Here is a 25310-nt window from a genome sequence, read left to right on the forward strand (position 1 = left end):
TTTTCACGGAGTTAAAGCGTGTAGGCCGGTTTCTGGCAGGAACCGGAGCAGCGTTCTTGTGTCGGGTGCGGGGCGCCGTACCAGACATCGGATGATGAAGTCTTGCCCGATCCTCACGAGGGATGGTCGGAAGGGAATTGGACGCATGGGGAGCGTCCTTGGTCATCGGAGTTTCCGGTGGCTTCCTGCGGGGTGCAGGGTGAATGAAACAAAGGCGGCTGCGACCGGTTCTGGCGAGGAGAACCACGCGGCGGCCGAAATGGAATTATCTTCTCGGCGTGCGGTTTGGCACTGCTCGGCGGGACAACATGAGAAGGCGGCACAGAATGCAGATGAACACCGTATCGACCCGGACGTTGGAGAGTGGCAACCAGTCGTCCGAGGCGTTGGAGTCAGTTTGCTCCCAGGCGGCAGGGGATAAATCAGACATGAAGCATGATGCTCTTTTCGAGCGTTTCAGTGCGCGTTTGAAAGCCCAGGTTGGTCCTGAAGTCTACGCAAGCTGGTTTGGTCGTCTCAAGCTCCACTCCATCTCCAAGAGCGTCGTTCGTCTGAGTGTTCCTACGACATTTCTGAAGTCCTGGATCAACAATCGCTACCTCGATCAGATCACCACGATTTTCCAGGCGGAAGATTCCGAAATTCTCAAAGTTGAAATTCTCGTGCGCACTGCAAGCCGCGCCGCTCGCCCGACAACGGAAGTGCGCGCCGCTCCGCAGGTCGATGTGCCGGCGGCACCTGCACCGCGTCGCAGCGGCCCGCGTGAAATCGGTCAGATCGCTACCTTCCCTGTGCAGCCTCAGCCCGCCGCTCCCGTTGCACAGTCTTCTGCGCGCAATGCAGCCCCAGGCCCACTCTTCGGTTCGCCGCTCGATAGCCGCTACACATTCGATACTTTTGTTGAAGGCCCGTCAAACCGTGTTGCACTTGCTGCCGCCCGCACGATTGCGGAAGCCGGTGCAAGCGCCGTGCGCTTCAACCCGCTCTTCATCCATTCCGGCGTTGGTCTGGGCAAGACGCATCTTTTGCAGGCCATTGCCAATGCCGCTGTCGGCTCCTCACGGATGCCGCGCGTAGTCTATCTCACTGCCGAATATTTCATGTGGCGTTTCGCCACCGCCATCCGCGACAACGACGCGCTGACGCTGAAGGAATCCCTGCGCAACATCGATCTGCTGATCATTGACGACATGCAGTTCCTGCAGGGCAAGATGATCCAGAACGAGTTCTGCCATCTGCTGAACATGCTGCTCGACAGCGCCAAGCAGGTAGTGGTTGCTGCCGACCGTGCCCCGTGGGAACTGGAATCGCTTGATCCGCGCGTTCGCTCCCGCCTCCAGGGCGGCGTGGCCATCGAGATGGAGATCCCGGATTACGAAATGCGCTTTGAGATGTTGAAGCGCCGTCTGGAAATGGCGCGTCAGGACGATCCGGCTCTCGATATTCCGGATGAGATTCTCAGCCACGTTGCGCGCAATGTTGCCAATTCCGGTCGCGAACTGGAAGGTGCCTTCAACCAGCTCATTTTCCGCCGCTCCTTCGAGCCGGAACTCTCCATCGAGCGCGTTGATGAACTTCTGGCGCATCTGGTTGGCGCTGGTGAAGCCAAGCGTGTTCGAATCGAAGATATTCAGCGTATCGTTGCCCGTCATTACAACGTGTCGCGACAGGAGCTCGTCTCTAATCGCCGCACCCGGGTGATCGTGAAGCCGCGCCAGATCGCAATGTATCTGTCGAAGACGCTGACGCCACGCTCCTTCCCGGAGATCGGTCGCCGCTTTGGCGGTCGCGACCATACAACGGTTCTGCACGCAGTTCGCAAAATCGAGGAACTGATTTCTGAAGATACGAAGCTCAGCCACGAGATTGAGCTTCTGAAGCGTCTGATCAACGAAAACAATGCATAAGCTGCGGTTAGGGTAACATGACTGCTGAACGTGATGTTACCCGTGATTTCTATGCCCAGTCGGCCTCGTCCTATGCTGATGATACGGTTGGGCAGACGGAAACGGTTTATCTCCGTCATTTCGCTGGGTGCTTGTCGCCCGGCGATTTTGTTTTGGAATTGGGCTGCGGCAGTGGTCGAGATAGTGCCTTTCTTCTGTCTCGCGGGCTTCGGATGAAGCCAACCGATGGCATTGCCGAAATGGCAGAGGCAGCCCAGTCTCGTCTCGGTGTTCCGGTGGATGTTCTGCCCTTCGACCAAATTGCATTTGAGGCCGAGTTCGAAGGTGTCTGGGCGAATGCCTGCTTGTTGCATGTACCCCGCTTAGAGCTTCCGGCTATCCTCAACCGCATACATCGTGCTCTCAAGCCGTCAGGACTTTTCTACGCTAGCTATAAGGCTGGGCAGGGGGAAGGACTGGATGGCTTTGGCCGCTATTTCAACTATCCGGATCGGGATTGGTTGGCAGATGCTTACGCAGAGCATTGGCAAACAGTTGAAATCGAAAGCTCTACGGGAAGCGGTTACGATATGCAGCCTACTGAATGGCTGCATGTTTTTGCAAGGAAAGAAGCCTAAAGCCGCTTGTCGGTTTTCGGGTGGCGTACCGGCTATTGATCCTCAATATGAATATCTCACCGTGGTTGGCCCAGCCACGGTGCTCGTTAGTATTTTAGGTGTTGCATGCACAGACAGATGAACGCTGTGGAATGGTTGATGCTGGTCAGTCTTTCCCTTCTGTGGGGCGGATCTTTTCTTTTTAACGGCGTTCTTGTCCAGGCCTGGCAACCGCTGACAATCGTGACGGCGCGCGTCGCTCTGGCTGCGCTTTGCCTTTGGATTGTGATCGGCGTCACGGGCCAGCGAGCCCCGCGAAGTCTCAGCATCTGGCTCTCATTCCTCGCCATGGGCCTCATCAATAATGTGGTGCCCTTTTCCCTCATCGTTTGGGGACAGACACAGATTGCCAGCGGGCTTGCGGCAATTCTGAACGCCACCACGCCCTTCTTTGGCGTGGTCATCGCACATTTCCTGACCGTGGACGAAAAACTGACCGTAAACCGGTTGATCGGCGTCATCATCGGTATTGCTGGCGTGACGTGGATGATCGGTCCGAGCCTGATCGGACATGGCGGCAATCAGCTGATTGGCGAGCTTGCGGTTCTTGCCGCCGCCCTATGCTATGCCTTTGCGGGCCTGTATGGCCGGCGGTTTAAACGTATGGGGCTGTCTCCCATCATGCCGGCTGTCGGTCAGATCACGACATCGGCCCTGCTGTTGTTGCCGGTTGCGATCTTCGTAGATCGGCCATGGACCTTGCCCGCTCCAGATGTGAAGACAATGGCTGCCCTGATTGGCCTGGCGGTCTTTTCCACGGCTCTCGCCTACATCCTGTTCTTTCGGATTTTGAGCAGTGCCGGTGCGACAAACCTCATGCTCGTGACGATCCTCATTCCGCCAAGTGCGATTTTCCTGAGCGCGATCTTCCTCGGTGAGGCCCTTGCACCACGGCATTTTGCCGGTATGGCGCTCATCTTGGTCGGCCTTGCTGCCATAGACGGCAGATTGATCAGACGGCTACGGCCTCGATAATGATCTCGCGGCTCGTGCTCTCTTGAAAGGATGACCGGTCCCACCAGCCAAAAACAAGGTCAGTGCGGAAGCCGGATTGCTTCAACAGGGTTTCGATGTGCGCAAGTGTGGGGAAGCGAAGTGTGCTTTTGCTCGTCAGCCTCTTGCCCGATTGAGGAAGTGTAAAAACCGTATCGAAGGAGACGAGGTCTCCCTCAGCCTTCTGCCACTGATAAAAGACCTCAACGGGACCGGTTCCGGCAATTTCACACCTCTCTCGCGTGAGGTCTTGCGTCCACTCCCGCCAGTCCTCGCGGACAGGATTGCGGCTTTCGAAAACGAGCCGCGCATTCGGCACAAGATGGCGCCTGATATTGGCAAGCATAGCCAGCGTTTCCTCGTCGCTGAGGAAGACCTGGAAGACATGCGCCGTCATGATTGCAAGATCGAACTGCTTTTCGAGCCTGAAGTCTGCGGCGTCGGCCTGAACCCACTCAACCTGAAGGGACGCATCCTTGGTGCGGGCAACCGAAAGCATGCCAAAGGCCGGGTCCACGCCCGTGACCTCATGCCCTTGCTGAGCCAGCGGCAGAGTGAGAAGGCCCGTTCCGCAGCCCACATCCAGGATACGGCATGGCTCCTTGGCGAGTGAAAGATAGAAACCGCCGTCCTCGCCATGGGCGTTGAAGCTGTCGTAGAGGGCGGCCATCTCTGCGCTTGCAAAAGCATCATCGACTGGCATGACGTGTCCCCCTCAAACTGACAGATCGGCCACCACCGCATCCAGGATCAGCATTCCCTTGGGCGTACAGCGTAGCCTGGAATTGCCGAGCGGTTCAATAAAGCCGTGTTCAAGCAGCACCTTCTCCCGGTCGGGATCCGGATATCGGTCCGAGAGTGCATGATAGCGCGACAGATCCACGCCTTCACGAAGGCGCAAGCCCATCAGCAGCAATTCGTCTGCCTGCTCGCTGCGCCCCAACAGGTCCTGATCCACCATTCCGTGGCCCTGCGCTTCCACCAGCGCGAGCCACTGCTCGGGATTGCGCTCGGTGGAGGTGGCAATCTTGTGCCCGTCGCGGGAGATGCGGCCATGCGCGCCGGGGCCAATTCCGGCATAATCGCCATAGCGCCAGTAGGTCAGGTTATGGCGGCTCTCCGCGCCCGGTCTGGCATGGTTGGATACCTCATAGGCAGGCATGCCGAAACCAGCAGTGATCTCCTGCGTTGCTTCGTAAAGCAGCGCTGACTGATCTCCGTCCGGCACGATCAGTTTTCCCGCCTTGTGCAGGCCGAAGAAGGCTGTGCCTTCCTCGATGGTCAATTGATAGAGCGAGAGATGATCCACGGCATAGGACACCGCCTCGTTCAACTCCCTTTCCCAATCCTCGACCGTCTGGTTCGGTCTGGCATAGATGAGGTCGAAGCTCATGCGGGGAAAGATTTCACGCGCCAGGCGGATGGCCTTCAAGGCATCGGCCACATCATGCAAGCGGCCAAGAAAACGCAGATCCTTATCGTTCAGAGCCTGAACGCCGAGCGAAACCCGGTTCACGCCTGCCGCGCGATAGCCGCGAAAACGATCGGCCTCTACGCTGGAAGGATTGGCCTCCATAGTCACTTCAATGCCCGCTGGTACATGCCAGAAGCGGGCAATCCCATCCAGAATGGCTTCCACCGTGCGCGGCTCCATGAGGGAAGGGGTGCCGCCACCCATGAAGATGCTGGTCACCGTGCGGGGGCCGGTGAGGCTGCGCATGGTTTCCATCTCGGCTAGAAAGGCAGAGGTGAAGCGGGCCTGATCCACGGCCTGATGGCGGACATGGCTGTTGAAATCGCAATAGGGGCACTTGGCTGCACAGAACGGCCAATGGACATAGAGCCCGAAACCGGGTTCTCCGGTATCCGGAAGGAGGGGGGCGTCGGTCAGCAAAGCGTTCAGGCGTCCAGACAGGTTTCGACAAACAGCTTGAATGCGCGGGCCCGGTGTGAAAGCGCTTCGGCATCGCCGGGCTTCCAGCCATGCTTCTCTTCCGCGCTCATTTCACCAAAGGTCGTGCTGTAGCCCTTGGGCTGGAAAATGGGATCATAACCAAAACCCGCCGTACCGCGAGGTTCGGGCGCAATGAAGCCCTCCACTTCGCCTCGGAACATTTCCGTGTGGCCATCCGGCCAGGCCAGACAGAGAACGCTGACGAAGCGCGCGGTTCTTGTCTCTGGCGTCGTGGCACCCTTTTCCTGAAGCGCGGTTTCCACCTTGCCCATGGCCATGGCGAAATCGCGGCTCCCGTCCGGTGTTTCCGCCCAGTTTGCCGTATAGACGCCTGGCGCGCCGTTCAGCGCATCGATCACAAGGCCAGAATCGTCGGAGAGCGCAGGCAGGCCGGAGGCTTTGGCAGAGGCAAGCGCCTTGATGGCGGCATTTTCCTCGAAAGTGGTGCCGGTTTCCTCCGGTTCCTCGAAATTCAGCTCGGAAGCGGATTTCGCGGAAAAGCCGAAGGGGCCAATGAGATCCGCAATTTCCCGGATCTTGCCGGCATTGTGGCTGGCAACGATAATGGTACGGGTGTCTAGCTTGCGCATCGGTTTTTCCATTGTTGAGGTGAGGGGGATAACCGCGTTACGAATTCCAGAGGTTGCGCCGGGTGATCTCCAGACTGTTGCCAGCCGGATCGCGGAAATAGATGGAGGGCGTGCCGTTCGGCCAGGTCAGCCTGTGCTCGATCTCAACGCCCGCTGCGGACAGTTTTTCGGCGAAAGCTTCGAGATCGTCAGCGGTCACGATAAAGCAGACATGACCGGCGCCCCGCGCTCCGTGCGGGGGAACCTGCAGTGGGTCATTCTCGTCCGTCTTTTGCGTTTCATCCGGGTTGAAGATCAGAAGAACGCCCGCACCGCATCGATAGAAAAGGTGCCGGTTGCCGCCACGCCGAATAAGCTCAAGCCCCAGCGTCTGACCGTAGAAGACTTCGGCTTTGTCGAGATCATCAGCATAGAGCGCTGTTTCCAGCACGCCTTCGATCATGCTTTCCTCCGGTTTCAGCCGATGGCCTGCTTTTGCAAGGCCACCAGCTCCTGGGTGCCATTGGCAGCCAGATCGAGAAGGCTCAGAAGCTCCTCGCGGCTGAAGGGCTTTCCTTCCGCCGTGCCCTGAACTTCCACAATGCCGCCAGCGCCAGTCATGACGAAATTGGCATCGGTTTCGGCTGCCGAATCTTCCAGGTAGTCCAGATCGATAACCGGCTGTCCGGCAAAGATGCCACAGGAAATGGCTGCTACATGGTCCTTCAGAACACGATCCAGCTTGATCATGTTGCGGGATTCCATCCATTTCAGGCAGTCGTGCAAGGCGATCCAGCCGCCGGTGATGGCTGCCGTACGCGTGCCGCCATCCGCCTGGATAACGTCGCAGTCAACGGTGATCTGCCGTTCGCCCAGTGCTTCCAGATCAATCACCGCACGGAGAGAGCGACCGATGAGGCGCTGAATTTCCTGGGTGCGACCACCCTGCTTGCCAGCCGCTGCTTCACGCTTCATGCGCTCGCCAGTGGCGCGTGGCAGCATGCCGTATTCTGCAGTCACCCAGCCCTTGCCGGAATTGCGCAGCCATGGCGGGGTTTTCTCTTCGAGGCTTGCCGTGCACAGCACATGGGTATCGCCGAACTTGACCAGGCAGGAACCCTCCGCATGCTTCGATATGTTGCGCTCGAAGCTGACCTGGCGCATCTGGTCGGTTTTTCTGCCTGAGGGACGCATGTTTATTCTCCTGACGTTCTTGCACGCCTCATAAAACCCCTTGCGCTGCTTTGCAAAGGAAAAGCCGAAATTCGCCGGAACAGACCCGTTCGTTTCGCCGGATTCGTTTTGCGAACAGGCCGGAACGCATTATATTCCGTCTATCACTAACCACTTATCGGATGAAATGCGACAGATGGATCAACAGTCAACGCGGGGCAGGGACGGAACGTCGATTCTCGATGACCGTTCACGCGAGATATTCCGGCGTATTGTTGAAAGCTACCTGGAAACGGGTGAACCGCTCGGATCGCGAAATCTCTCGCGCCTTCTGCCCATGTCTCTCTCTCCCGCCTCCGTTCGCAATGTCATGAGCGATCTGGAGGAGCTTGGCCTGATTTACGCGCCTCACATCAGCGCCGGTCGCTTGCCAACCCAGACAGGACTGCGCTTCTTCGTCGATGCCTTCATGCAGGTCGGAGATCTTTCTGTCGATGAACGCGCCAGCATTGAACGGCAGATCCGCTCGGTGGATCGCGATCAGCCGATGGAAAGCCTGATGACGGAGGCCTCGCGCATGCTGTCGGGCGTTTCGCGCGGCGCAGGGATTGTGATTGCGGCCAAGAATGATCCCGTCTTGAAGCATGTCGAGTTCGTCCGGCTGGAACCGACCAAGGCGCTCGCCATTCTGGTTGGGGATCATAATCAGATTGAAAACCGCATTATCGATCTGCCAGCTGGTGTCACGTCCTCCCAGCTTGCGGAAGCGGCAAATTTTCTCAATGCGCACATGGCAGGCCAGACGCTGCCGGAATTGCGTGGCCAGTTGAAAACACTGAAGGAGCAGGTTCAGACGGAGCTGGATGCTCTCTCCCGTGATCTGGTTGAGCGAGGTCTCGCCGTATGGGCGGGAGATTCCGAAGAAGGCAAGCCGTCGCGCCTCATCGTGCGGGGCCGCGCCAACCTCCTCGAAGGTCTGGGCGGTGCGGAGGATCTCGATCGACTTCGCCTGCTCTTCGATGATCTGGAAAAGAAAGACAGTCTTCTCGAAATCCTGGATCTGGCGGAAAGCGGTCCGGGTGTGCGCATTTTCATCGGTTCCGAGAACAAGCTTTTCTCGCTTTCCGGCTCATCCCTGATCGTTGCGCCCTATCGCGACGAGGAAGATCGCATCGTCGGCGCTGTGGGCGTGATCGGGCCGACGAGGCTGAATTATTCGCGTGTTGTGCCTATGGTGGATTACACGGCACAGCTTTTGACGCGGCTGACACGCAATCCTCGCGCGCAGTAAAACGGCAGGCATCTGCTGGTGAGCCTTGATTTTTCCGCCGTGAACCTCGATATCGGGCTCAAAATCCATGAAACCTCTGAATGGAGTACGTCATGACCGACGAGACGAAGAAACCCGGACCTGACGCGGCAGAAAACCCGAATACGGCTGAAGCCGTTGCTTCCGCGTTCGATGGAGACGCGCCTGAAGCTGCGGGACTGAATGAACCGGACCCGCTGGAAACCTTGAGAAACGAGAATGCCGAGCTGCGTGATCGCTTCCTGCGGCTGGCGGCCGAAATGGACAATCTTCGCCGCCGCACCGAGCGCGACGTGAAGGATGCCAAATCCTATGCGGTCACGGCATTCGCCCGCGATATGCTGGCGGTTTCAGACAATCTGCGACGCGCCCTGGATTCCATCCCGGCCGATACCAAAGAATCGGGCGATGCCGGTTTGAAGGCTCTGATCGAAGGTGTGGACATGACGGAGCGGGCAATGTTGTCTGCTTTGGAGCGTCACGGCGTTCGCAAGATCGATGCGGAAGGCCAGAAGTTCGACCCCAACTTCCATCAGGCCATGTTTGAAGTGCCCAATACCGCTGTGCCGAACAACACGGTCGTGCAGGTGGTGCAGGCGGGCTATGTCATTGGCGAACGTGTTCTGCGCCCGGCCATGGTTGGCGTCTCCAAGGGTGGCCCGAAGGCGGATGCAGCACCAGCCGCCGCTGCCGAGGCTTCTGCCGACAAGGCGTAAAGAGAGATTGGGCCGGGCGGTTTGTCCAGCCTCCTCATGCGATACGAAAAAGGTCCGCCCTTCAGCTGAAGGGCGGACCTTTTTCATGTTCATTGACGCCTTTTCCACGCAGGTCGCGATCTTTCAGCCGCGCTTCTTGTGCATCAAAACCTTGTCTTGGCGCATATGGTGCAAAGTGCTGCGCATTATGGGCGACAGGGGGGGGCAGGCGCTGTTCAAGCGCGTCAGGCGGCGTTTGCCTGTTCCTGATTGAGGAAGGCATAGATGGCTGAAGCCGAATCTGTCGCCCGCAGTTTGGCAACGAGGTCGGAATCCCGCAGCACCCGGGCAATGCGTGACAGTGCCTTCAGATGGTCTGCTCCAGCGCCTTCTGGTGCCAGAAGCAGGAAAACGAGATCGACAGGCTCGTCATCCAGTGCTTCAAAATCAACAGGCGTTTCCAGGCGGACAAATAGTCCCTGGATTGCCCCAATGCTGCCAAGCTTGCCATGCGGAATGGCTATGCCGTGACCGACGCCGGTTGAACCGAGCCGTTCCCGTTGCAGGATGACATCGAAGATCTCGCGCTCCGGAATCCCCGTCAGCTTCGAAGCTTTGGCGGCGAGTTCCTGGAGAAGCTGTTTCTTGGAATTGACCTTGAGCGCGGGAATAATTGCATCTTGCTGCAGCAGATCTGCCAACGCCATTCTTTTCATCCTTCTGCCCCCTGATGGGGGAACGGGAGTGCCGCTAAAGGCACTCCCTTCAGGCTTATCCCTTTATACTGGCGGCGTCGATCCAACCAATATTGCCGTCATTGCGGCGGTACACGATATTCAGTTCTTTCCCCGGATTTCTGAAGAAAAGAACAGGCTCATCCGTCATATCCAGCGCCATCACGGCGCTCGCAACGGTCATCGTCTTGAGAGGCTTGGAGCTTTCCGCCACGATGGTAGGCGCGAAATCTTCCGGAACCTCGTCTGCTTCATCCGGCACGGCGTCCATAACCGTGTAGGCAATTTCTGCATATCCATTCTGGGTTGCGCCAGCATGGTGGTCACGCAGCTTGCGCTTATAGCGGCGCAGACGCTTCTCAATCCGCTCCGCTGCGGCGTCGAAACTCTGTTGCGGATCATTCGCCTCGCCTGCGGCATGCAGAACTATGCCGGTATCGAGATGCACCTTGCAATCTGTTGCAAAGCGCGGGCCGGATTTTTCAACGATCACCTGGCCCGAATAACCTCCATCGAAGTATTTTGTAACCGCCTCCCCGATATGGTTCTCGATTCGCTGTCTGAACGAATCGCCGATTTCCATATGCTTTCCGGATACACGCACACTCATGGAATTCCTTCCTTCTTGTCGTGACTTGCACGAAGCAGTCTACGTCAAGCAGCTCAAGCATCCAAGCGTCTGTCTTGCTCGTTTGCCGATTTGAATGCCGATTGGCCTTTATTAGCGGTTACCGCCCGGCCAAAGCCGTTCCTTTCTCGTTGGTGCGGCGCGCTTCTATCCACCAAATCTTAATAAGTCAACGCGAAATATGAGACAGGATCAGCCGTCTCCGGCCCCCGGACGACGGGAAAGGCGCAGAAAAATCCGCTGTTCTAGCCGGTGCTGACTTTGGCCATGGCTCGTTTTTCGCGTCTGCGCTGCACCGAGCTCGGTATGTTCATCGCCTCGCGATATTTCGCCACAGTGCGGCGTGCAATGTCGATACCGGCGCTCTTCAGGCTTTCGACGATATCGTCATCGGAAAGCACTGCCTCAGGCAATTCCTGTGCAATCATCTGGCGAATACGGTGCCGAACCGCTTCGGCGGAGTGACTGTCACCCCCTTCGGCAGATCCGATTGAGACGGTAAAGAAATATTTCAGCTCGAAGAGACCCCTCGGCGTCAGCATATATTTATTCGATGTGACCCGGCTGACAGTGGATTCGTGCATCTTGATCGCCTCTGCGATCGTCTTCAGATTCAATGGACGAAGGTGATCGACGCCATGCTGAAGAAACGCATCCTGCTGGCGCACGATCTCGGTTGCCACTTTCATGATGGTCTTTGCGCGCTGGTCCAGACTTCGTGTCAGCCAGTTGGCATTTTGCAGACATTCGCTCAGGAAGTTCTGATCCTCGCCCTGGCGAGGAGCGTTCTTTGAAACGCTTTGAAAATAGGTCTGGTTGACCAGCACTCTTGGCAGGGTGTCCGGGTTCAGTTCCACCAGCCAGCCGCCGTCACTGCCTCGACGTACGACAATATCGGGAAGAATGGCTTCGTACCCGCTGGTCTCGAACGCGCTTCCCGGTCGCGGATTGAGTTCCCTGATCTCTGACAGCATGTCGAGAAGATCTTCCTCATCCACTTCGCAGAGGCGCTTCAGACTGGCAAAATCACGTTTGGCCAGCAGGTCGAGATGGGCGATCAAGGCTTGCATCGCGGGGTCGAAGCGATCTTTCTGCTTCAGCTGAATGGCCAGGCACTCGGCAAGTGATCTTGCAAATACGCCGGGCGGATCGAGCGTCTGCAGGGCGCAAAGAACCGTTTCCACTTCGTCCGGAGCTACCCCCAGCCGTTCGGCCGCCTCGGTCAGGTCTGCCTGCAAATACCCGTTTTCATCGAGTTGATCGACCAGGTTCTGGGCGATCAGCCGTTCCTTCTCCCGTGAGATGAGGAGGGGAATCTGCTGCACGAGATGCTCACGCAGGCTCAGGGTGGAGGCGACGAAATCCTCCAGATCATAGCCATCAGCGCTCTCGCCACCCGGCATGGATTTCCATTGCCCCATCAGCTCGGGGGCATCAGGCCTGCGCTCGCCAACATCATCGGGAAACACATTTTCGAAATTCGCATCCAGCCTGTCCGCCAGTTGTTCGGAGTTGCTGGTGCCTGTGTCAAACCAGTCCGCGTCGCCGGCCGCATCAGGTTGCGCTTGCTCTCCGTCGCCCGCACTGTCCTCATGGCTGCCTGCTTCGCTGTCATTTGGCGAAAATTCAAGCAGCGGGTTCTTTTCGACTTCCTGGGCGATGAACTGGTTCAGTTCAAGGTGCGTCATCTGAAGCAGCTGGATCGATTGCATCAGTTGCGGCGTCATGACAAGAGATTGGGACTGGCGCAGCAAAAGGCTGGCAGAAAGAGCCATGATGGACGCAAAACTCCTTGAAAAGCCGTTTTTAGCGACCTCTTGCTCCAAGAGGAAAGCCGCAAGGACCACTTGGCCCAAAAATTGCTTTTTTGAGGAGTTTGGTCAAGCGCGGAGGTGCCGCGCCTGAAAGAATCTGGCTGACATTGGTTTACAGATGAAATTTGTCGCCGAGATAGAGGCGGCGGACATCGGCATTGTTGACGATATCTTCCGCCCGGCCGTGGGTCAGAACCTCGCCTGCGTGAATAATATAGGCTCGGTCAATCAGGCCAAGCGTTTCACGCACATTGTGATCGGTGATCAAAACGCCAATTCCACGCGCCGTCAGGTGCCGCACCAGGTTCTGAATGTCTGATACCGAAATCGGATCGACCCCGGCAAAGGGTTCGTCCAGCAGCATGAAGGCGGGGTCGGTGGCCAGCGCGCGGGCAATTTCCAGGCGGCGTCGTTCGCCACCGGAAAGGGCAACGGCGGGGGATTTGCGCAGCCGGCTGATGTGGAACTCCTCCAGGAGTTCGTCCAGCTTGCGTTCGCGCTTCTGCTTGTCCTTCTGGTGAACTTCCAGAACGGCGCGAATATTTTCTTCGACCGTCAGTCCGCGGAAGATCGAAGCCTCCTGCGGCAGATATCCCACGCCCAGCCTTGCCCGCCGGTACATGGGCATCCGGGTCACGTCATTGCCGTTGATGGCGATCATGCCCTCGTCGACACCCACCAGACCGGTGATCATATAGAAACAGGTGGTCTTGCCCGCGCCATTGGGGCCGAGAAGCCCCACCGCTTCGCCACGACGGACGATCAGCGACACACCATTGACAACGCGGCGCGTGTCATAGGTCTTGGAAAGGCTATGGGCGATGAGAGTGCCTTCATAGCGGGCCTTGTCCTGAGGGTCGAAACCCTCCGGGGCCTGCGTCTTTGCACGCGAGGAAAAAAGAGCCATCGAGATCCGGTTCGCTTACTGCTTCGGCTTTGACTTCGGGTCGAGCATGATCTCGATCCGCTTGCCGCAGTTGTCGAGCTTGGCTTCGCCGGTATCCACGTGCACAATCAATTTGCAACCGGTCAGCACATTCGGTCCATCGGTCAGAACAACCTTGCTGCCAGTCAAGGTGAACATCTGCGAGGCCATGTCGTACTCGCCTTCATCGCCGGTCGCCGTCTGTGTTCCGGAATTCAGAAACACCTTGCCGGAAACGAAAATCTTGTCGATGTCCTGCTGGCCGGACGTCATGCTGCTGCCGCCGCCGCTTCCACTGCCTGCGGCATCGCCTTTGTACAGCACGGTCATTTTGGCCGCCTTCATGGTCGTCGTGCCTTGCACCACTTCCACATTGCCGGTGAAGAAGGCCTTCTTTTCCTGATCCTTGATTTCAAGCTGGTCGCTCTGGATCTGGATCGGCTTGTCGTTGGACAGCTTCATGCCGTCCATCTGCTTTGTGGTGGACTGGGCGCTGGCCACAGTCGCAAGACTTGCGACAGCCATACCGGCAAACCAGGAGAGAAGGCGGATCGAGTGTAGGCGGCGAATGATCATTGGGCCGGGCTCTGGTTGTCTTGTTTCTTGGAAGCGGAGCGATCCAGATGAACCTGGACCTGTCCCGCGAAGCTGATTGTCTTGCCGTTATCCGATATCTTCATCGACTGCGCAACAATAGAGGCATCCGGCATGGTGATCTTTACAGGATCTGTTGTTTCCATGAGGCTGTTGGGAATGTCCAGCCGGGCCGATTGGAAAATGCCGGTCGTGCCGTTGCTGAGATCGACCTGGAAGGGTGCGGTCATGTTCAGCTGGTCCTTGGCGCGATCGAAGATGCCGCCCTTCGCCGCAACGCGAGCAATCACATCGCCGCTCATCGGCATGGATGCCTTCACGTTTTCCAGCGTGATCATATTGGGGTCCGTCACATCCTGCAGTGCGCGCACGGCTGTCAGAGAATAGCTGATGCCTTTCTCGTTGCGGCCTGCAATCGCGGGGCTTTCCATGACGATCTTGCCGTCCTCGATCCGCGCGCTCTGCACGGTCAGGTTATCGGGCAGATAGGAGCGAACGAAGGTCACGGCAACAAAGATCAGCGATATGATCACCGCCACCACTGGCAGCAGAACGCGCAGACGCTTGACCCGCCGCGAGTGCGCGAGAGCCGACTGATATGCATTGTTCTGGCCGCCTGCGGGTGGCGGGCCTTTTGGGGTGGGGGCAAGCTTTTGCAGCATGAGAACCTTCAAAACCGTTCCTCGGCAGCCAAATGCAATCGATGGCGCGGAGGCGAGCGGACTGATCGAGCCCTAATATGGCTTTTCTTGATCAAGAAACAATAACGAATGACACAAATTCGTGTAAACGATATCGATCTTGCGCCAAGATTGTAAATAAGTCAGTCATCTCGCATGGCAGTTTAAGGGGAAATCGACATTATGGATCAGTCGGCAATCGCGGACCGGCGGCAGCTCCGGCGAAAGCTCACCTTCTGGCGGGTGGCCGCTGCCCTGCTGATTCTGGCGATCGGCTTCTCGCTTTACAGTGCCACGAGCGGGTCTGGCTCGGCCGTGCCGCATGTGGCGCGCGTCGAAATTTCCGGGATGATTCTGGATGACGACGAGCTGATCGAGCGTCTGGAAACGATTCGCAAGAGCTCCCAGGCAAAGGCTCTCGTTGTGTCGATATCGTCACCGGGTGGCACCACCTATGGCGGTGAGCGCATCTTCAAGGCATTGCGCGCCGTAGCCGCGGAAAAGCCTGTTGTTTCTGATATCCGGACACTTGCGGCCTCGGCCGGTTACATGGTGGCTTCCGCTGGGGATACGATCATCGCCGGGGAAAGCTCGATCACAGGTTCGATTGGCGTCATCTTCCAGTATCCTCAGATACAGGATCTGATGAACAAGCTGGGCGTTTCTCTGGAGGAGATCAAGTCTGCTCCGTTGAAGGCGGAACCTTCTCCCTTCCATGCGCCGCCGGAGGAAGCCAAAACCATGATCCGCAGCATGATCATGGACAGCTACGACTGGTTCGTCGATCTGGTTGCGGACCGCCGCAAGATGCCGCGTGAAGAGGTTCTGCGTCTGGCCAACGGGGCAATCTTCACTGGCCGTCAGGCCTTGAAGGTAAAGCTGGTGGACAAGCTTGGCGGAACGCCCGAGATCCGCGAATATCTGACATCGCGGGGCATATCCGCGGACCTGCCGATTGTGGAGTGGAAGAAGAGGGACGAATCGAGCTATTTCGGCCTGTCCTCTCTTGCTGTGCATCTGGTGCGATTGGTCGGGCTGACGGCGGATCAGACGCCCGGTGCCATTCAGGATCTGCTTCATCGGAAGTTGTTCCTTGACGGTCTTGTTTCCGTTTGGCAGGTTGGTCATGATTAAAAACCCAATCCTTTCAGGGAGAAATCCGTGATCAAATCCGAACTGGTGCAGATTGTTGCGGCACGTAACCCGCATCTCTACCACCGTGATGTCGAGAATATCGTCAATGCCGTTCTGGATGAGATCACCGATGCGCTGGCTGCGGGCAACCGCGTCGAGCTGCGCGGCTTCGGTGCTTTCTCCGTCAAGAACCGCCCGGCCCGCTCCGGTCGTAACCCGCGAACGGGAGATACGGTGTTCGTCGAGGAGAAGTGGGTTCCCTTCTTCAAAACGGGCAAGGAGCTTCGCGAGAGGCTGAATCCCGATCTGGCCGATGAGGAAGACGAGGATTGAGACCCCTCACGGGCGCTGGCTGACTGGCGCTGAAGGGTCGCAACTTCTTGAAAGCCGCTACTGAAAGCCTATTCTGATAGAAGAGCGGGCGCGTTCTGCGCGTCCCTTTCTTTGACCTGTCACGGGAGCATGCCATGAGCCGAATCCGCAAGATCGCCAGCCTCGTTGTATTCATCCCGCTCGGGATCGTGCTGATCATTCTTTGCGTGGCAAACCGCGAGCCGGTGCGTCTGGCGCTTAATCCGTTCCAGCCCTCCGATTCTGTCCTCTCCGTCACAGCTCCGCTCTTCCTGATGCTTTTTCTGGCTCTTCTCGTTGGAATGTTGGTCGGTGCGGTCGCAACCTGGTTTGCTCAGGCAAAATACCGGCGGCAGGCGCGCGTTGAGGCGCGTGCAGCCATCGCGCGCGAAAAGCAGTCGGGTTCCTCTGCTCCTCGCGCGACTGAAAAGGCCGTAGCCATTTCCGGTTAATCAGCCTGCTTCGGCTGAATTTCCGGTCAGCACTGCATTGAAATCCGAGAAGAATTGCTGGGCCAGCTTCTGTGAGGTCGAGCCGATCAGGCGCGAACCCAATTGGGCCAGCTTGCCGCCGACCTGCGCGTCGGCGCTGTAACGCAGGATCGTGTCTGCACCGTCCTCCATCAGAACGACATCTGCAAAACCCTTGGCAAAACCTGCAATGCCGCCCTTGCCTTCACCCGAGATCCGGTAGCTTTCCGGCGGCTTGATGTCCGATAGCGTGACTTCGCCGTTAAAGCTTGCAGAAACCGGCCCGATCTTGAGTTTCACTGTCGCCGCAAGCTCGGTGGGCGATTTCTGCTCCAGATTTTGGCATCCGGGAATGCATTGGCGCAAGATATCCGGATCGTTCAGGGCCTTCCACACTGTTTCGCGCGGGGCTGCAATGCGCTCTTCGCCGCTTATTTCCATGTCATCCTCCCCATTTGGTCTCCCAGCTGCGCATCTTAGCTTCGTGCTTTGCAAAAGGGAAAGCCCTTTGCCAAGGGCAAACCCAATGCTATTTGCTCCTGAATAAAGAAGACAGCGGATAGAGCGCTTTGAAAAAGAAACAGACGCGGCAGGAGCCGTCATCGCAGAAAAGGGCATCGGCACCCGGCATCAAGCGGGATCATGGCCACAAACCTGCATCCCATGCCAAGCCAGCCGGGCAGAAGGCGCAACGGCCCGCCGCGCGCGAGGAAGCGAGACCGCAGGCTTCGCCGGTTGCGGAAACTCGCCCCCTGATCGTCCGGAAGGGCGAACTGCCGATCGAGCGCGTGCCCGTCATTCTCGAATCGAAAGGGGCAGGCGATTTCCACCTGATCGATAGCGGAGCAGGGCTGAAGCTGGAACAATACGGACCCTATCGCGTGGTCAGGCCGGAAGCGCAGGCGCTCTGGCAGCCAAGCCTGCCGTCCCATGTGTGGGATAATGCGGATGCGATCTTCACCGGAGATACGGATGAAGACGGCATGGGCCGCTGGCGCTTTCCCAAGGCGGCGCTTGGTGAAACCTGGCCGCTGTCTCTGCTGGATGTGGATTTTCTGGGACGCTTCACAGCCTTTCGCCATGTGGGCGTGTTCCCGGAGCAGATTGTTCACTGGTCATGGGTGAAGGAACAGGCGGAAAAGGCAGATCGCCCGATCAAGGTGCTCAATCTCTTCGGTTATACTGGTGTCGCCTCTCTTGTGGCTGCGGCTGCGGGTGCGGAAGTCACGCATGTGGATGCATCGAAGAAGGCGATTGGCTGGGCGAGGGAAAACCAGACGCTGGCCCGGCTGGACCGCGCGCCCATCCGCTGGATTTGCGAGGATGCCATGAAGTTCATCCTGCGTGAGGAGCGCCGGGGCAATCGCTACGATATCATTCTCGCCGATCCGCCGAAGTTTGGCCGTGGCCCGAATGGCGAGGTCTTTCACCTGTTCGAGCAATTGCCGCTGATGCTGGATGTGTGCCGTGAAATTCTGTCGCCGAAGTCTATCGGGCTCGTGCTCACGGCCTATTCCATTCGGGCAAGCTTTTATTCGATCCACGAATTGATGCGGGAAACCATGCGCGGCGCAGGCGGCGTGGTGGAATCCGGCGAGCTTGTGATCCGGGAAGCCGGTCTCGATGGCAAAACGCCGGGGCGTGCTCTCTCCACTTCTCTCTTTAGCCGTTGGGTGCGTAAATGAACGACGAATTCCGCAGGCCCGGCGCGCGTCGGGTCGGGCAGGTCAAGGAAGTCACCAGCCTTTCGAATCCGATCGTCAAGGATATCAAGTCCCTGACGAACAAGAAGGATCGCGAGGATACCGGAACCTTTCTCGCAGAAGGCCTGAAACTCATCATCGATGCTGTGGAACTGGGCTGGGAAATCCGCACCCTGGTCTATGCCAAGGCAGCCAAGGGCAAGCCCCTGGTGGAGCAGGTTGCGGCAAAAACCGTGGCACGCGGCGGCCTTGTGCTGGAAGTCAGCGAAAAGGTTCTCTCCAGCATCACGCGCCGCGATAATCCGCAAATGGTTGTCGGCGTCTTCGAGCAGCAGTGGAAGCGGCTCGATCAGCTGACTCTGGAAAAGGGGCAGACTTTCGTTGCGCTGGATCGCGTGCGGGATCCGGGCAATCTCGGAACCATCATCCGCACGGCAGATGCGGCGGGCGCGTCCGGCGTCATCCTGGTTGGCGATTGCACGGATCCCTTCTCGCTGGAGACCGTGCGCGCAACCATGGGCTCGGTATTTGCCATGCCGGTCTACCGCGCCAGCGCTGAGGAATTTTTAGGCTGGGCCAAACGGTCCGGCGGCCAGATCGTGGCGACCCATCTGGCCGGGGCTGTCGATTACCGCACCATTGACTACGACCGTAAACCGACGATCCTGCTGATGGGCAACGAGCAATCGGGCCTGCCGGAGCAACTGGCATCGGCAGCGGACCGGCTGGCGCGCATACCCCAGGCCGGGCGGGCGGATTCGCTCAACCTTGCTGTGGCCACGGCCGTCATGTTGTTCGAGGTGCGACGCACGCATTTGTCCCTGGAGGCAAAATGACAATCATGGAGCCAAAGCCTGCCGCCGCCCCGACGCTGCTTTCCCGCCCCTTGCCCATCTTTGTCTTTGTGTTTCTGGCGGTTCTTGCCGATCAATTGATCAAGATCGCCGTGGAGGCCTATCTGCCGCTTCAGGAAGCCGTGCATGTCGTGCCGTTCCTGGCGCTTTACAGAACCTACAATCTCGGCGTTGCCTTCTCGATGCTGGATCATCTGGATGGATGGTTCATTGTCACCATGCGCCTTGTCATCGTGTGTTTCGTCATCTGGCTCTGGCGGCGAACACCCAAGGACCGGTTTTTCGCCCATACCGGCTTCGCGCTGATCATATCCGGGGCCATCGGCAATATTATTGACCGCTTTGTCTATGGCCATGTCATAGATTACATCTTGTTCTACACGGAGACATGGTCATTCGCCGTGTTCAATCTGGCCGATAGTTTCATTACCGTCGGTGCCGCCTGTGTGATTGTCGACGAACTGCTGGGCTCTCGAACGGCAAAATCGAGGAACTGACAGTCATCGTAATCAATCGGAAGTAATCGTGTGATAGGCAATCGCAGATGCGTACCCTCGCCGACCTTCATGAGAGACTGCGAGCCACCCTCAACTCGATGGAAGCGAATGAGGGTGCTTCCGATTGTTCTGCGTCGAGAGACGAGCCTCCGCGGCGCGGCTTGCTATGGCGCGTGAAGTCCTATCTGAACGCGCATCGTTTCAGGCGAATTGCATCAAAGCCCGGCCTTGATGCGCCAGAGAACAGGCGCCCTGTGCATGACCTGGTGGCATTGGAAGGCAGGACATTTCTGGAATGCCAGGATCTGCTTTCCCTGCTGGCGGTGGTGCGCGATCACCGTGGCACGGTGCTGGCCGCCAACCGCATGTTCAAGGAAAGCCTCACCTGCGATGAGCCGGTGGGCCTCACCCTCGAGCAGCTTGGTCTTCCTCTGTCGGAACGTCCGGTAACGCAGGACATGGACATTGAACTGTCAATCGATCGAGAGTTGCGCGTGTTCAGCTGGCGGGACCTGCTGGTCCGGGAGCCGGGTTCCAGGCGGGAGCTTGTCTTCAGCAGTGCGCGCGATGTGACCGAGGAGCGGCGGGCCGCCCACGCCAAAGACGAAGCGCGGCTTCAGGCGGAGGAATCGAGCCATGCCAAGAGCCGTCAGCTCGCGACCGTCGTGCACGAACTGCGCACGCCGCTGAACGGCATTCTCGGCATGAGCCAATTGCTGCAACACACGGAATTGACGCCGGAGCAGCGCAACTATCTCGGCGGCATCTCACAGGCCGGTTCCGCCATGGCGCAACTGGTGGACGATCTTCTCGATTATTCCACAATAGAGGCAGGCCGCTTCCGCCTGAATAGCCGTGCGGAAAACATACGCCAATTGCTGGATAGCGTGGTCGAGATGATGGCTCCGCGCGCCCACCAGAAGGGCATCGAGATCGGCGCTACCGTCGCCTATGATGTGCCAGCCCTGATGGACTTCGACCCGGCGCGGCTGAGACAGGTTCTGTTCAATGTCATCGGCAACGCGGTGAAATTCACCCAGGTCGGTGGCGTGTTGATTCGCGTTCATCTGGAAGGGGCGCGGCTGGTCATCACCGTCGCGGATACCGGCCCCGGCATGAACGAGGAGGACCGCAAGCGTATCTTCGAGGAATTCGAGCAGGTTGGCGATGCGGCGGAGCGTAGCGGTGGAACGGGGCTTGGCCTGTCCATTTCCTCGCGCATCCTGCGGGAGTTCGGCGGCGATCTCTCCGTTGACAGTCGCAAGGGCATTGGCACGACCTTCACCATCAGCCTGCCTGCCATTTCCGCGGATGCAGGCAAGGAAGGCAGCGACCGGATGCTGCTTTTGCGCTCTTCGCGGGTTCTGCTCCTGGCGCCCGATGGTCCTGCGGCGGAGGCGACGATTGCCAGCATCGAAACGCTGGGCGGACGGTGCCGCCATGTTCGCACGGTATCGGAAGCGGAATGGGTCATCTCCAATTCCTCGCGTCAGAATCTCGCCTTCACGGACATGATTGTCGATCATCGTATCGGTGGTGTCGATGGAATGGGGCCGGTTGCAAGCCGTATCAGGCGCATTCTGCTGGTCAGCCCGGAAGAGCGTGGCCATCAGCGCTGGGATGCCTATGACGCCTGGCTTATCCGGCCATTGAGAGAGCAGTCGCTGGTGGACGTTCTGCGAGGCCGGTTGGGAGGCGGGCAAAGCCACAAGGCGAGCGTCATTGTGGATGGCGGTGTGGTCCCCGAACCCTCCTTTGCGATTGGGCTTCAGGTGCTTTTTGCGGAGGATGATCCGGTGTCTGCCATGATGGTGGGTGCCGTCCTCAGAAAAGCTGGCTGTAGTGTGCAGCATGTGAGCGATCTTGTGGCGCTCGAAAAGGCGGCCTCTGCCCAGCCGCGGCCGGATCTCATCGTCTCCGATCTGCATATGCCGGGCGGCGAGCTTTCGGATGTTCTTCAAAGCCTGCATCGGCAGGGTGTCAATGCGCCCGTTCTGGTGCTTTCTGGAGAAACCGATTCTTCCTTGAAAGAGCGGATACTCGCTCAAGGGGCAGGAAGCATCTTGCCAAAACCTGCCGATCCGCACCGTTTGCTGCACGAGATAAAGCAGTTATTGGAAATGCAGCGGCAGAAAACCTGATCTTATTCGTGTTGTTGCAGGTTCTACATCAATCCTGGACATCGCCGGGTTACGTCACTTTCCTGTCGCATAATGGTGTTTTATGAAGTCCACCAACGGGGACGGTGAATCAATGAGTGTCGATCTTCTCAAGCGAGAAATCCAAGAGGATATCCAGCGCGAGCAGGAGCCGCAGCCTGCCTTGCCTGCTGATGTGTTTGGCCGAATTGGCAGCATGGAAACGCGCCTTGCGCGCAACAGCCGCGAAATCGAATCGGCCCAGGCTATTCGCTACAAGGTCTTCGTGGAAGAAATGGGCGCCACCTTGCCGCCTGAAGCCATGGCATTGAGACGCGACTTCGATATCTACGACGAAATATGCGACCATCTTCTGGTGGTGGATACGGCATTGACCGGTGAGCCCGAAGAGCAGATTGTCGGCACCTACCGCCTGCTTCGGCAAGAGGTGGCCATGGCAAACGGCGGCTTCTATTCCGCAAGCGAATACGATGTGGCTCCGCTTCTAGCGCGCCATCCGGAAAAGCGCTTCATGGAGCTGGGTCGTTCCTGCGTGCTGCCGCACTACCGCACCAAGCGCACGGTTGAACTGCTTTGGCAGGGAAATTGGGCCTATGCCCTGCGCCACAACATGCATGCCATGTTCGGCTGCGCGTCCTTCTCCGGCACCGACCCGAAGAACCATGCTCTGGCTCTCTCCTTCCTGCATCACACCGTGGGCATGAAGGATGAATGGGCGGTTTCTGCCCTGCCGGAACTCTTTCAAAGCATGGATATGATGCCGCTCGAATCGATCAATTCCAAGCAGGCATTGATGGCGCTGCCGCCGCTGATCAAGGGATACTTGCGCCTTGGCGCAATGGTCGGAAACGGCGCGGTGGTGGATCAGGCCTTCAACACAACGGATGTGTTGATCGTGCTGCCTATCGAATCCATCTCGGGCCGCTATATCAACTATTATGGCGCGGATGCCGGTCGCTTCGGCGGCTGATACCGCAATCTTCTTTGTGAAAAGCGCCCGGTGGCATATAGCACCGGGCGCTTTTCCTATTCAGCTTCCGGCGTTGTAGGCGGCAATCGCCGCCATGTTCACAATGTCGGAATCCTTTGCTCCCATCGAGGTGATCTGGACTGATTTGTCGAGACCGACAAGCAGCGGGCCGATCAGCGTGGTGCCGCCCAGTTCCTCCAGCATGCGCGTTGAAATCGATGCGGAATGGATCGCTGGCATCACCAGAACATTGGCCGTGCCGGAGAGGCGGTTGAACGGATACTGTTCGAGACGCGCGGCGTTCAGCGCCACATCTGCCGCCATTTCTCCGTCATACTCGAAATTGACCCGGCGTTGGTCGAGAATTGCCACCGCCTCACGCACCCGTTCCGAGCGCTCGCCGCGCGGCTGGCCAAAGGTGGAATAGGCGAGCATTGCCACGCGTGGTTCATAGCCCATGCGCCGTGCGAGACGTGCCGCCTCGCAGGCTATATCGGCCAGATCCTGTGCGCTCGGCATGTCATGCACGGCCGTATCGGCCACGAAAACGGTACGGCCGCGAGACACGACGATGGAAACGCCGATGACCTTGTGGCCCGGCTTCGGGTCGATGCAGCGGCGCACGTCCGAGAGGGCCGTTGCATAGTTGCGAGTGGTACCCGTCACCATGGCGTCCGCATCGCCAAGCGCCACCATGCAGGCAGCGAAGTGGTTGCGGTCGTTGTGGATCAGGCGCTGCACATCGCGCAGCAGATAGCCCTCGCGCTGAAGGCGGGCATAGAGATAATCGATGTAGGTTTCCACCCGGTTGGACAGGCGGGCATTGACGATCTCGATACCGGGGCGGTCGAGTTCGATACCTGCCCGTTCGGCAGTCGAGCGGATCACATCGTCTCGACCGAGAAGAATGGCTGTGCCGAGCCCCTGATTGATGAAGGAGACGGCAGCGCGCATGACCTGTTCTTCTTCGGCTTCCGCGAAGACAACCCGTTTCGGATTGCGGCGGACCTGCGCATAGATATTCTGAGTGGTGGCCGCAATCGGATCGCGACGGGCGGAAAGCTCGCGCCCATAGGCGTCGAGATCTTCAATCACCCGACGTGCTGCGCCGCTTTCAATGGCGGCCCTGGCGACAGCCACCGGAATGGCCGAGATGAGGCGTGGATCGAAGGGCACCGGAATGATGTATTGCGGCCCGAAACGCGGACGCACGCCCTGATAGGCGGCAGCCACGTCATCGGGCACATCTTCACGAGCAAGATTGGCAAGCGCCTGTGCCGCCGCAATTTTCATTGCGTCGTTGATCTGGCGTGCGCGCACATCCAGCGCTCCGCGGAAGATATAGGGAAAGCCCAGAACATTGTTGACCTGGTTCGGATAGTCCGAGCGGCCCGTTGCCATGATGGCATCGTCGCGAATCCGCGCCACCTCTTCCGGTGTGATTTCCGGATCAGGGTTTGCCATGGCGAAGATGATCGGCCTGTCCGCCATGGAGCGGATCATTTCTTCCGTGAAGGCGCCTTTCTGAGAAAGGCCGAACACGACATCCGCACCCTTCATCGCCTCTTCCAGTGTGCGGCGGTCGGTTTTCACCGCATGCGCGCTCTTCCACTGGTTCATGCCCTCGGTGCGGCCCTGATAGATCACGCCTTTGGTGTCGCAGAGGATGATGTTTTCCGGGGCAAAGCCCATGGCCTTGATCAGCTCGATGCAGGCAATGGCTGCCGCACCGGCACCGTTGCAGACGAGCTTTGTCGTCTTCAGGTCGCGCCCCGTCAGTTCCAGGGCGTTGATAAGACCCGCTGCCGCAATGATCGCGGTGCCGTGCTGGTCGTCGTGGAAAACCGGAATGTCCATCAATTCGCGCAGACGGCTTTCGATGATGAAGCATTCGGGCGCCTTGATGTCTTCAAGGTTGATGCCGCCGAAGGAAGGGCCGAGATAGCGCACGCAGTTGATAAATTCGTCGACATTTTCGGTATCGACTTCCAGATCGATGGAATCCACATCGGCAAAGCGCTTGAAAAGAACGGACTTGCCTTCCATCACCGGTTTGGAGGCAAGAGCGCCGAGATTGCCCAGGCCGAGGATGGCGGTACCGTTCGAGATGACGGCGACCATGTTGCCGCGCGTGGTGTAATCGTAAGCGGTTTCAGGATTGGCCGCGATGGCCTTCACCGGCACTGCGACGCCGGGTGAATAGGCAAGCGACAGGTCGCGCTGCGTTGCCATCGGTTTGGTCGGAACGATTTCCAGCTTGCCCGGACGGCCCTCGGCGTGGAAGTCGAGCGCTTCCTGTTCAGTCACGGATGGACGCGCATTTTTGCGGCCCTTCTGCGGTTGGCTTTCCTTGGCAGACATGTCCCCTCCAGCATCTTGTGGGCATCGCTTGTGTTTCGAATGCGCGATATTGTGTTCCCACGGTCATAATCGATAGAGTCACGCATTAGTCTGCGCAACAAAAAATGGCCGGAAGATCTTGTTGAACCCATCACCAGACGTCTTGAACACAGCCGAGCTTACCTCGGCTGAAAGCCGCGC

26 protein-coding genes are annotated in these 25310 nt (G+C 58.2%); 13 read left to right on the forward strand and 13 right to left on the reverse strand.

Annotation, left to right across the window (positions count from 1 at the left end; translation table 11 throughout):
• The first annotated feature begins 326 nt into the window (after positions 1-326).
• The 3 genes from dnaA to ACFSE1_RS04565 all read left to right on the forward strand — a co-directional run bounded on the left by dnaA (position 327) and on the right by ACFSE1_RS04565 (position 3538).
• Positions 327-1907, forward strand: coding sequence for a chromosomal replication initiator protein DnaA (dnaA, locus tag ACFSE1_RS04555; RefSeq protein ID WP_377397047.1), 1581 nt, complete (start codon positions 327-329; stop codon positions 1905-1907).
• 17 nt (positions 1908-1924) lie between these two features.
• Entirely contained in the window at positions 1925-2524 is a 600-nt protein-coding gene (locus tag ACFSE1_RS04560) for a class I SAM-dependent methyltransferase (RefSeq protein WP_377397049.1), read from the forward strand.
• A gap of 117 nt (positions 2525-2641) precedes the next feature.
• Positions 2642-3538, forward strand: a complete 897-nt coding sequence (locus tag ACFSE1_RS04565) for a DMT family transporter (protein ID WP_377397051.1) — start codon at positions 2642-2644, stop codon at positions 3536-3538.
• On the opposite strand, the gene ACFSE1_RS04570 is transcribed toward ACFSE1_RS04565, so the two are convergent.
• The 5 genes from ACFSE1_RS04570 to rph are packed head-to-tail and all read right to left on the reverse strand — an operon-like array spanning position 3516 to position 7273.
• Positions 3516-4259 (reverse strand): class I SAM-dependent methyltransferase, encoded by a 744-nt coding sequence (locus ACFSE1_RS04570; RefSeq protein ID WP_377397053.1) that lies wholly within the window; start codon positions 4257-4259, stop codon positions 3516-3518. The genes ACFSE1_RS04565 and ACFSE1_RS04570 overlap by 23 nt on opposite strands.
• A gap of 12 nt (positions 4260-4271) precedes the next feature.
• Complete coding sequence (gene hemW, locus ACFSE1_RS04575; RefSeq protein WP_377397241.1) at positions 4272-5459, reverse strand: radical SAM family heme chaperone HemW; 1188 nt, start codon at positions 5457-5459, stop codon at positions 4272-4274.
• Positions 5456-6100 (reverse strand): RdgB/HAM1 family non-canonical purine NTP pyrophosphatase, encoded by a 645-nt coding sequence (gene rdgB, locus ACFSE1_RS04580; RefSeq protein WP_377397055.1) that lies wholly within the window; start codon positions 6098-6100, stop codon positions 5456-5458. Before rdgB ends, hemW begins: the two co-directional genes overlap by 4 nt.
• A gap of 37 nt (positions 6101-6137) precedes the next feature.
• The gene (locus ACFSE1_RS04585; protein ID WP_377397057.1) at positions 6138-6542 is read right to left on the reverse strand and encodes a VOC family protein; all 405 of its coding nucleotides are present in this window, start codon (positions 6540-6542) and stop codon (positions 6138-6140) included.
• 14 nt (positions 6543-6556) lie between these two features.
• Positions 6557-7273, reverse strand: coding sequence for a ribonuclease PH (gene rph, locus ACFSE1_RS04590; protein ID WP_377397059.1), 717 nt, complete (start codon positions 7271-7273; stop codon positions 6557-6559).
• Positions 7274-7448: 175 nt separating this feature from the next.
• Here rph and hrcA point away from each other — a divergent pair, with 175 nt between their 5' ends.
• On the forward strand, positions 7449-8543 hold the full coding sequence (gene hrcA / locus ACFSE1_RS04595; protein ID WP_377397061.1) for a heat-inducible transcriptional repressor HrcA: 1095 nt from the start codon (positions 7449-7451) through the stop codon (positions 8541-8543).
• 92 nt (positions 8544-8635) lie between these two features.
• Complete coding sequence (grpE, locus tag ACFSE1_RS04600; protein WP_377397063.1) at positions 8636-9277, forward strand: nucleotide exchange factor GrpE; 642 nt, start codon at positions 8636-8638, stop codon at positions 9275-9277.
• Positions 9278-9501: 224 nt separating this feature from the next.
• On the opposite strand, the gene ptsN is transcribed toward grpE, so the two are convergent.
• From ptsN to lptC, 6 genes are all read right to left on the reverse strand, one after another.
• Entirely contained in the window at positions 9502-9963 is a 462-nt protein-coding gene (ptsN, locus tag ACFSE1_RS04605) for a PTS IIA-like nitrogen regulatory protein PtsN (protein ID WP_377397065.1), read from the reverse strand.
• 64 nt (positions 9964-10027) lie between these two features.
• Positions 10028-10600, reverse strand: a complete 573-nt coding sequence (gene hpf / locus ACFSE1_RS04610) for a ribosome hibernation-promoting factor, HPF/YfiA family (protein WP_377397067.1) — start codon at positions 10598-10600, stop codon at positions 10028-10030.
• Positions 10601-10863: 263 nt separating this feature from the next.
• The gene (gene rpoN / locus ACFSE1_RS04615) at positions 10864-12393 is read right to left on the reverse strand and encodes an RNA polymerase factor sigma-54 (protein WP_377397069.1); all 1530 of its coding nucleotides are present in this window, start codon (positions 12391-12393) and stop codon (positions 10864-10866) included.
• A gap of 151 nt (positions 12394-12544) precedes the next feature.
• Positions 12545-13339 carry an LPS export ABC transporter ATP-binding protein gene (gene lptB / locus ACFSE1_RS04620; protein ID WP_377397071.1) on the reverse strand — a complete coding sequence of 265 codons (795 nt, stop codon included), beginning with the start codon at positions 13337-13339 and terminating at the stop codon, positions 12545-12547.
• 15 nt (positions 13340-13354) lie between these two features.
• The gene (locus ACFSE1_RS04625) at positions 13355-13933 is read right to left on the reverse strand and encodes an LptA/OstA family protein (RefSeq protein WP_377397073.1); all 579 of its coding nucleotides are present in this window, start codon (positions 13931-13933) and stop codon (positions 13355-13357) included.
• Complete coding sequence (gene lptC, locus ACFSE1_RS04630) at positions 13930-14613, reverse strand: LPS export ABC transporter periplasmic protein LptC (protein ID WP_377397075.1); 684 nt, start codon at positions 14611-14613, stop codon at positions 13930-13932. Before lptC ends, ACFSE1_RS04625 begins: the two co-directional genes overlap by 4 nt.
• A 201-nt stretch (positions 14614-14814) precedes the next feature.
• Here lptC and sppA point away from each other — a divergent pair, with 201 nt between their 5' ends.
• The 3 genes from sppA (at position 14815) to ACFSE1_RS04645 (ending at position 16568) form a co-directional block, all read left to right on the forward strand.
• On the forward strand, positions 14815-15765 hold the full coding sequence (gene sppA / locus ACFSE1_RS04635; protein WP_377397077.1) for a signal peptide peptidase SppA: 951 nt from the start codon (positions 14815-14817) through the stop codon (positions 15763-15765).
• 27 nt (positions 15766-15792) lie between these two features.
• Complete coding sequence (locus tag ACFSE1_RS04640; RefSeq protein ID WP_377397079.1) at positions 15793-16098, forward strand: integration host factor subunit beta; 306 nt, start codon at positions 15793-15795, stop codon at positions 16096-16098.
• A gap of 134 nt (positions 16099-16232) precedes the next feature.
• Positions 16233-16568, forward strand: a complete 336-nt coding sequence (locus tag ACFSE1_RS04645; RefSeq protein WP_377397081.1) for a lipopolysaccharide assembly protein LapA domain-containing protein — start codon at positions 16233-16235, stop codon at positions 16566-16568.
• Here ACFSE1_RS04645 and ACFSE1_RS04650 read toward each other — a convergent pair whose 3' ends face one another.
• Positions 16569-17027, reverse strand: a complete 459-nt coding sequence (locus ACFSE1_RS04650; RefSeq protein WP_377397083.1) for an SRPBCC family protein — start codon at positions 17025-17027, stop codon at positions 16569-16571.
• Positions 17028-17155: 128 nt separating this feature from the next.
• Here ACFSE1_RS04650 and ACFSE1_RS04655 point away from each other — a divergent pair, with 128 nt between their 5' ends.
• The 5 genes from ACFSE1_RS04655 to olsB all read left to right on the forward strand — a co-directional run bounded on the left by ACFSE1_RS04655 (position 17156) and on the right by olsB (position 22769).
• Entirely contained in the window at positions 17156-18271 is a 1116-nt protein-coding gene (locus tag ACFSE1_RS04655) for a class I SAM-dependent methyltransferase (protein WP_377397085.1), read from the forward strand.
• Positions 18268-19125: a TrmH family RNA methyltransferase gene (locus tag ACFSE1_RS04660; protein ID WP_377397087.1), complete on the forward strand. Its 858-nt coding sequence runs from the start codon at positions 18268-18270 to the stop codon at positions 19123-19125. Before ACFSE1_RS04655 ends, ACFSE1_RS04660 begins: the two co-directional genes overlap by 4 nt.
• Before the next feature lie 5 nt (positions 19126-19130).
• Positions 19131-19640, forward strand: a complete 510-nt coding sequence (gene lspA / locus ACFSE1_RS04665) for a signal peptidase II (protein WP_377397245.1) — start codon at positions 19131-19133, stop codon at positions 19638-19640.
• Between the two features lie 47 nt (positions 19641-19687).
• On the forward strand, positions 19688-21781 hold the full coding sequence (locus ACFSE1_RS04670) for a hybrid sensor histidine kinase/response regulator (protein WP_377397089.1): 2094 nt from the start codon (positions 19688-19690) through the stop codon (positions 21779-21781).
• 112 nt (positions 21782-21893) lie between these two features.
• The gene (gene olsB / locus ACFSE1_RS04675) at positions 21894-22769 is read left to right on the forward strand and encodes a l-ornithine N(alpha)-acyltransferase (protein WP_377397091.1); all 876 of its coding nucleotides are present in this window, start codon (positions 21894-21896) and stop codon (positions 22767-22769) included.
• A gap of 60 nt (positions 22770-22829) precedes the next feature.
• Here olsB and ACFSE1_RS04680 read toward each other — a convergent pair whose 3' ends face one another.
• The gene (locus tag ACFSE1_RS04680; protein ID WP_377397093.1) at positions 22830-25130 is read right to left on the reverse strand and encodes an NADP-dependent malic enzyme; all 2301 of its coding nucleotides are present in this window, start codon (positions 25128-25130) and stop codon (positions 22830-22832) included.
• Positions 25131-25310 lie beyond the last annotated feature (180 nt).

Source organism: Affinirhizobium helianthi (assembly GCF_042680945.1).
Taxonomy (GTDB): domain Bacteria; phylum Pseudomonadota; class Alphaproteobacteria; order Rhizobiales; family Rhizobiaceae; genus Neorhizobium; species Neorhizobium helianthi.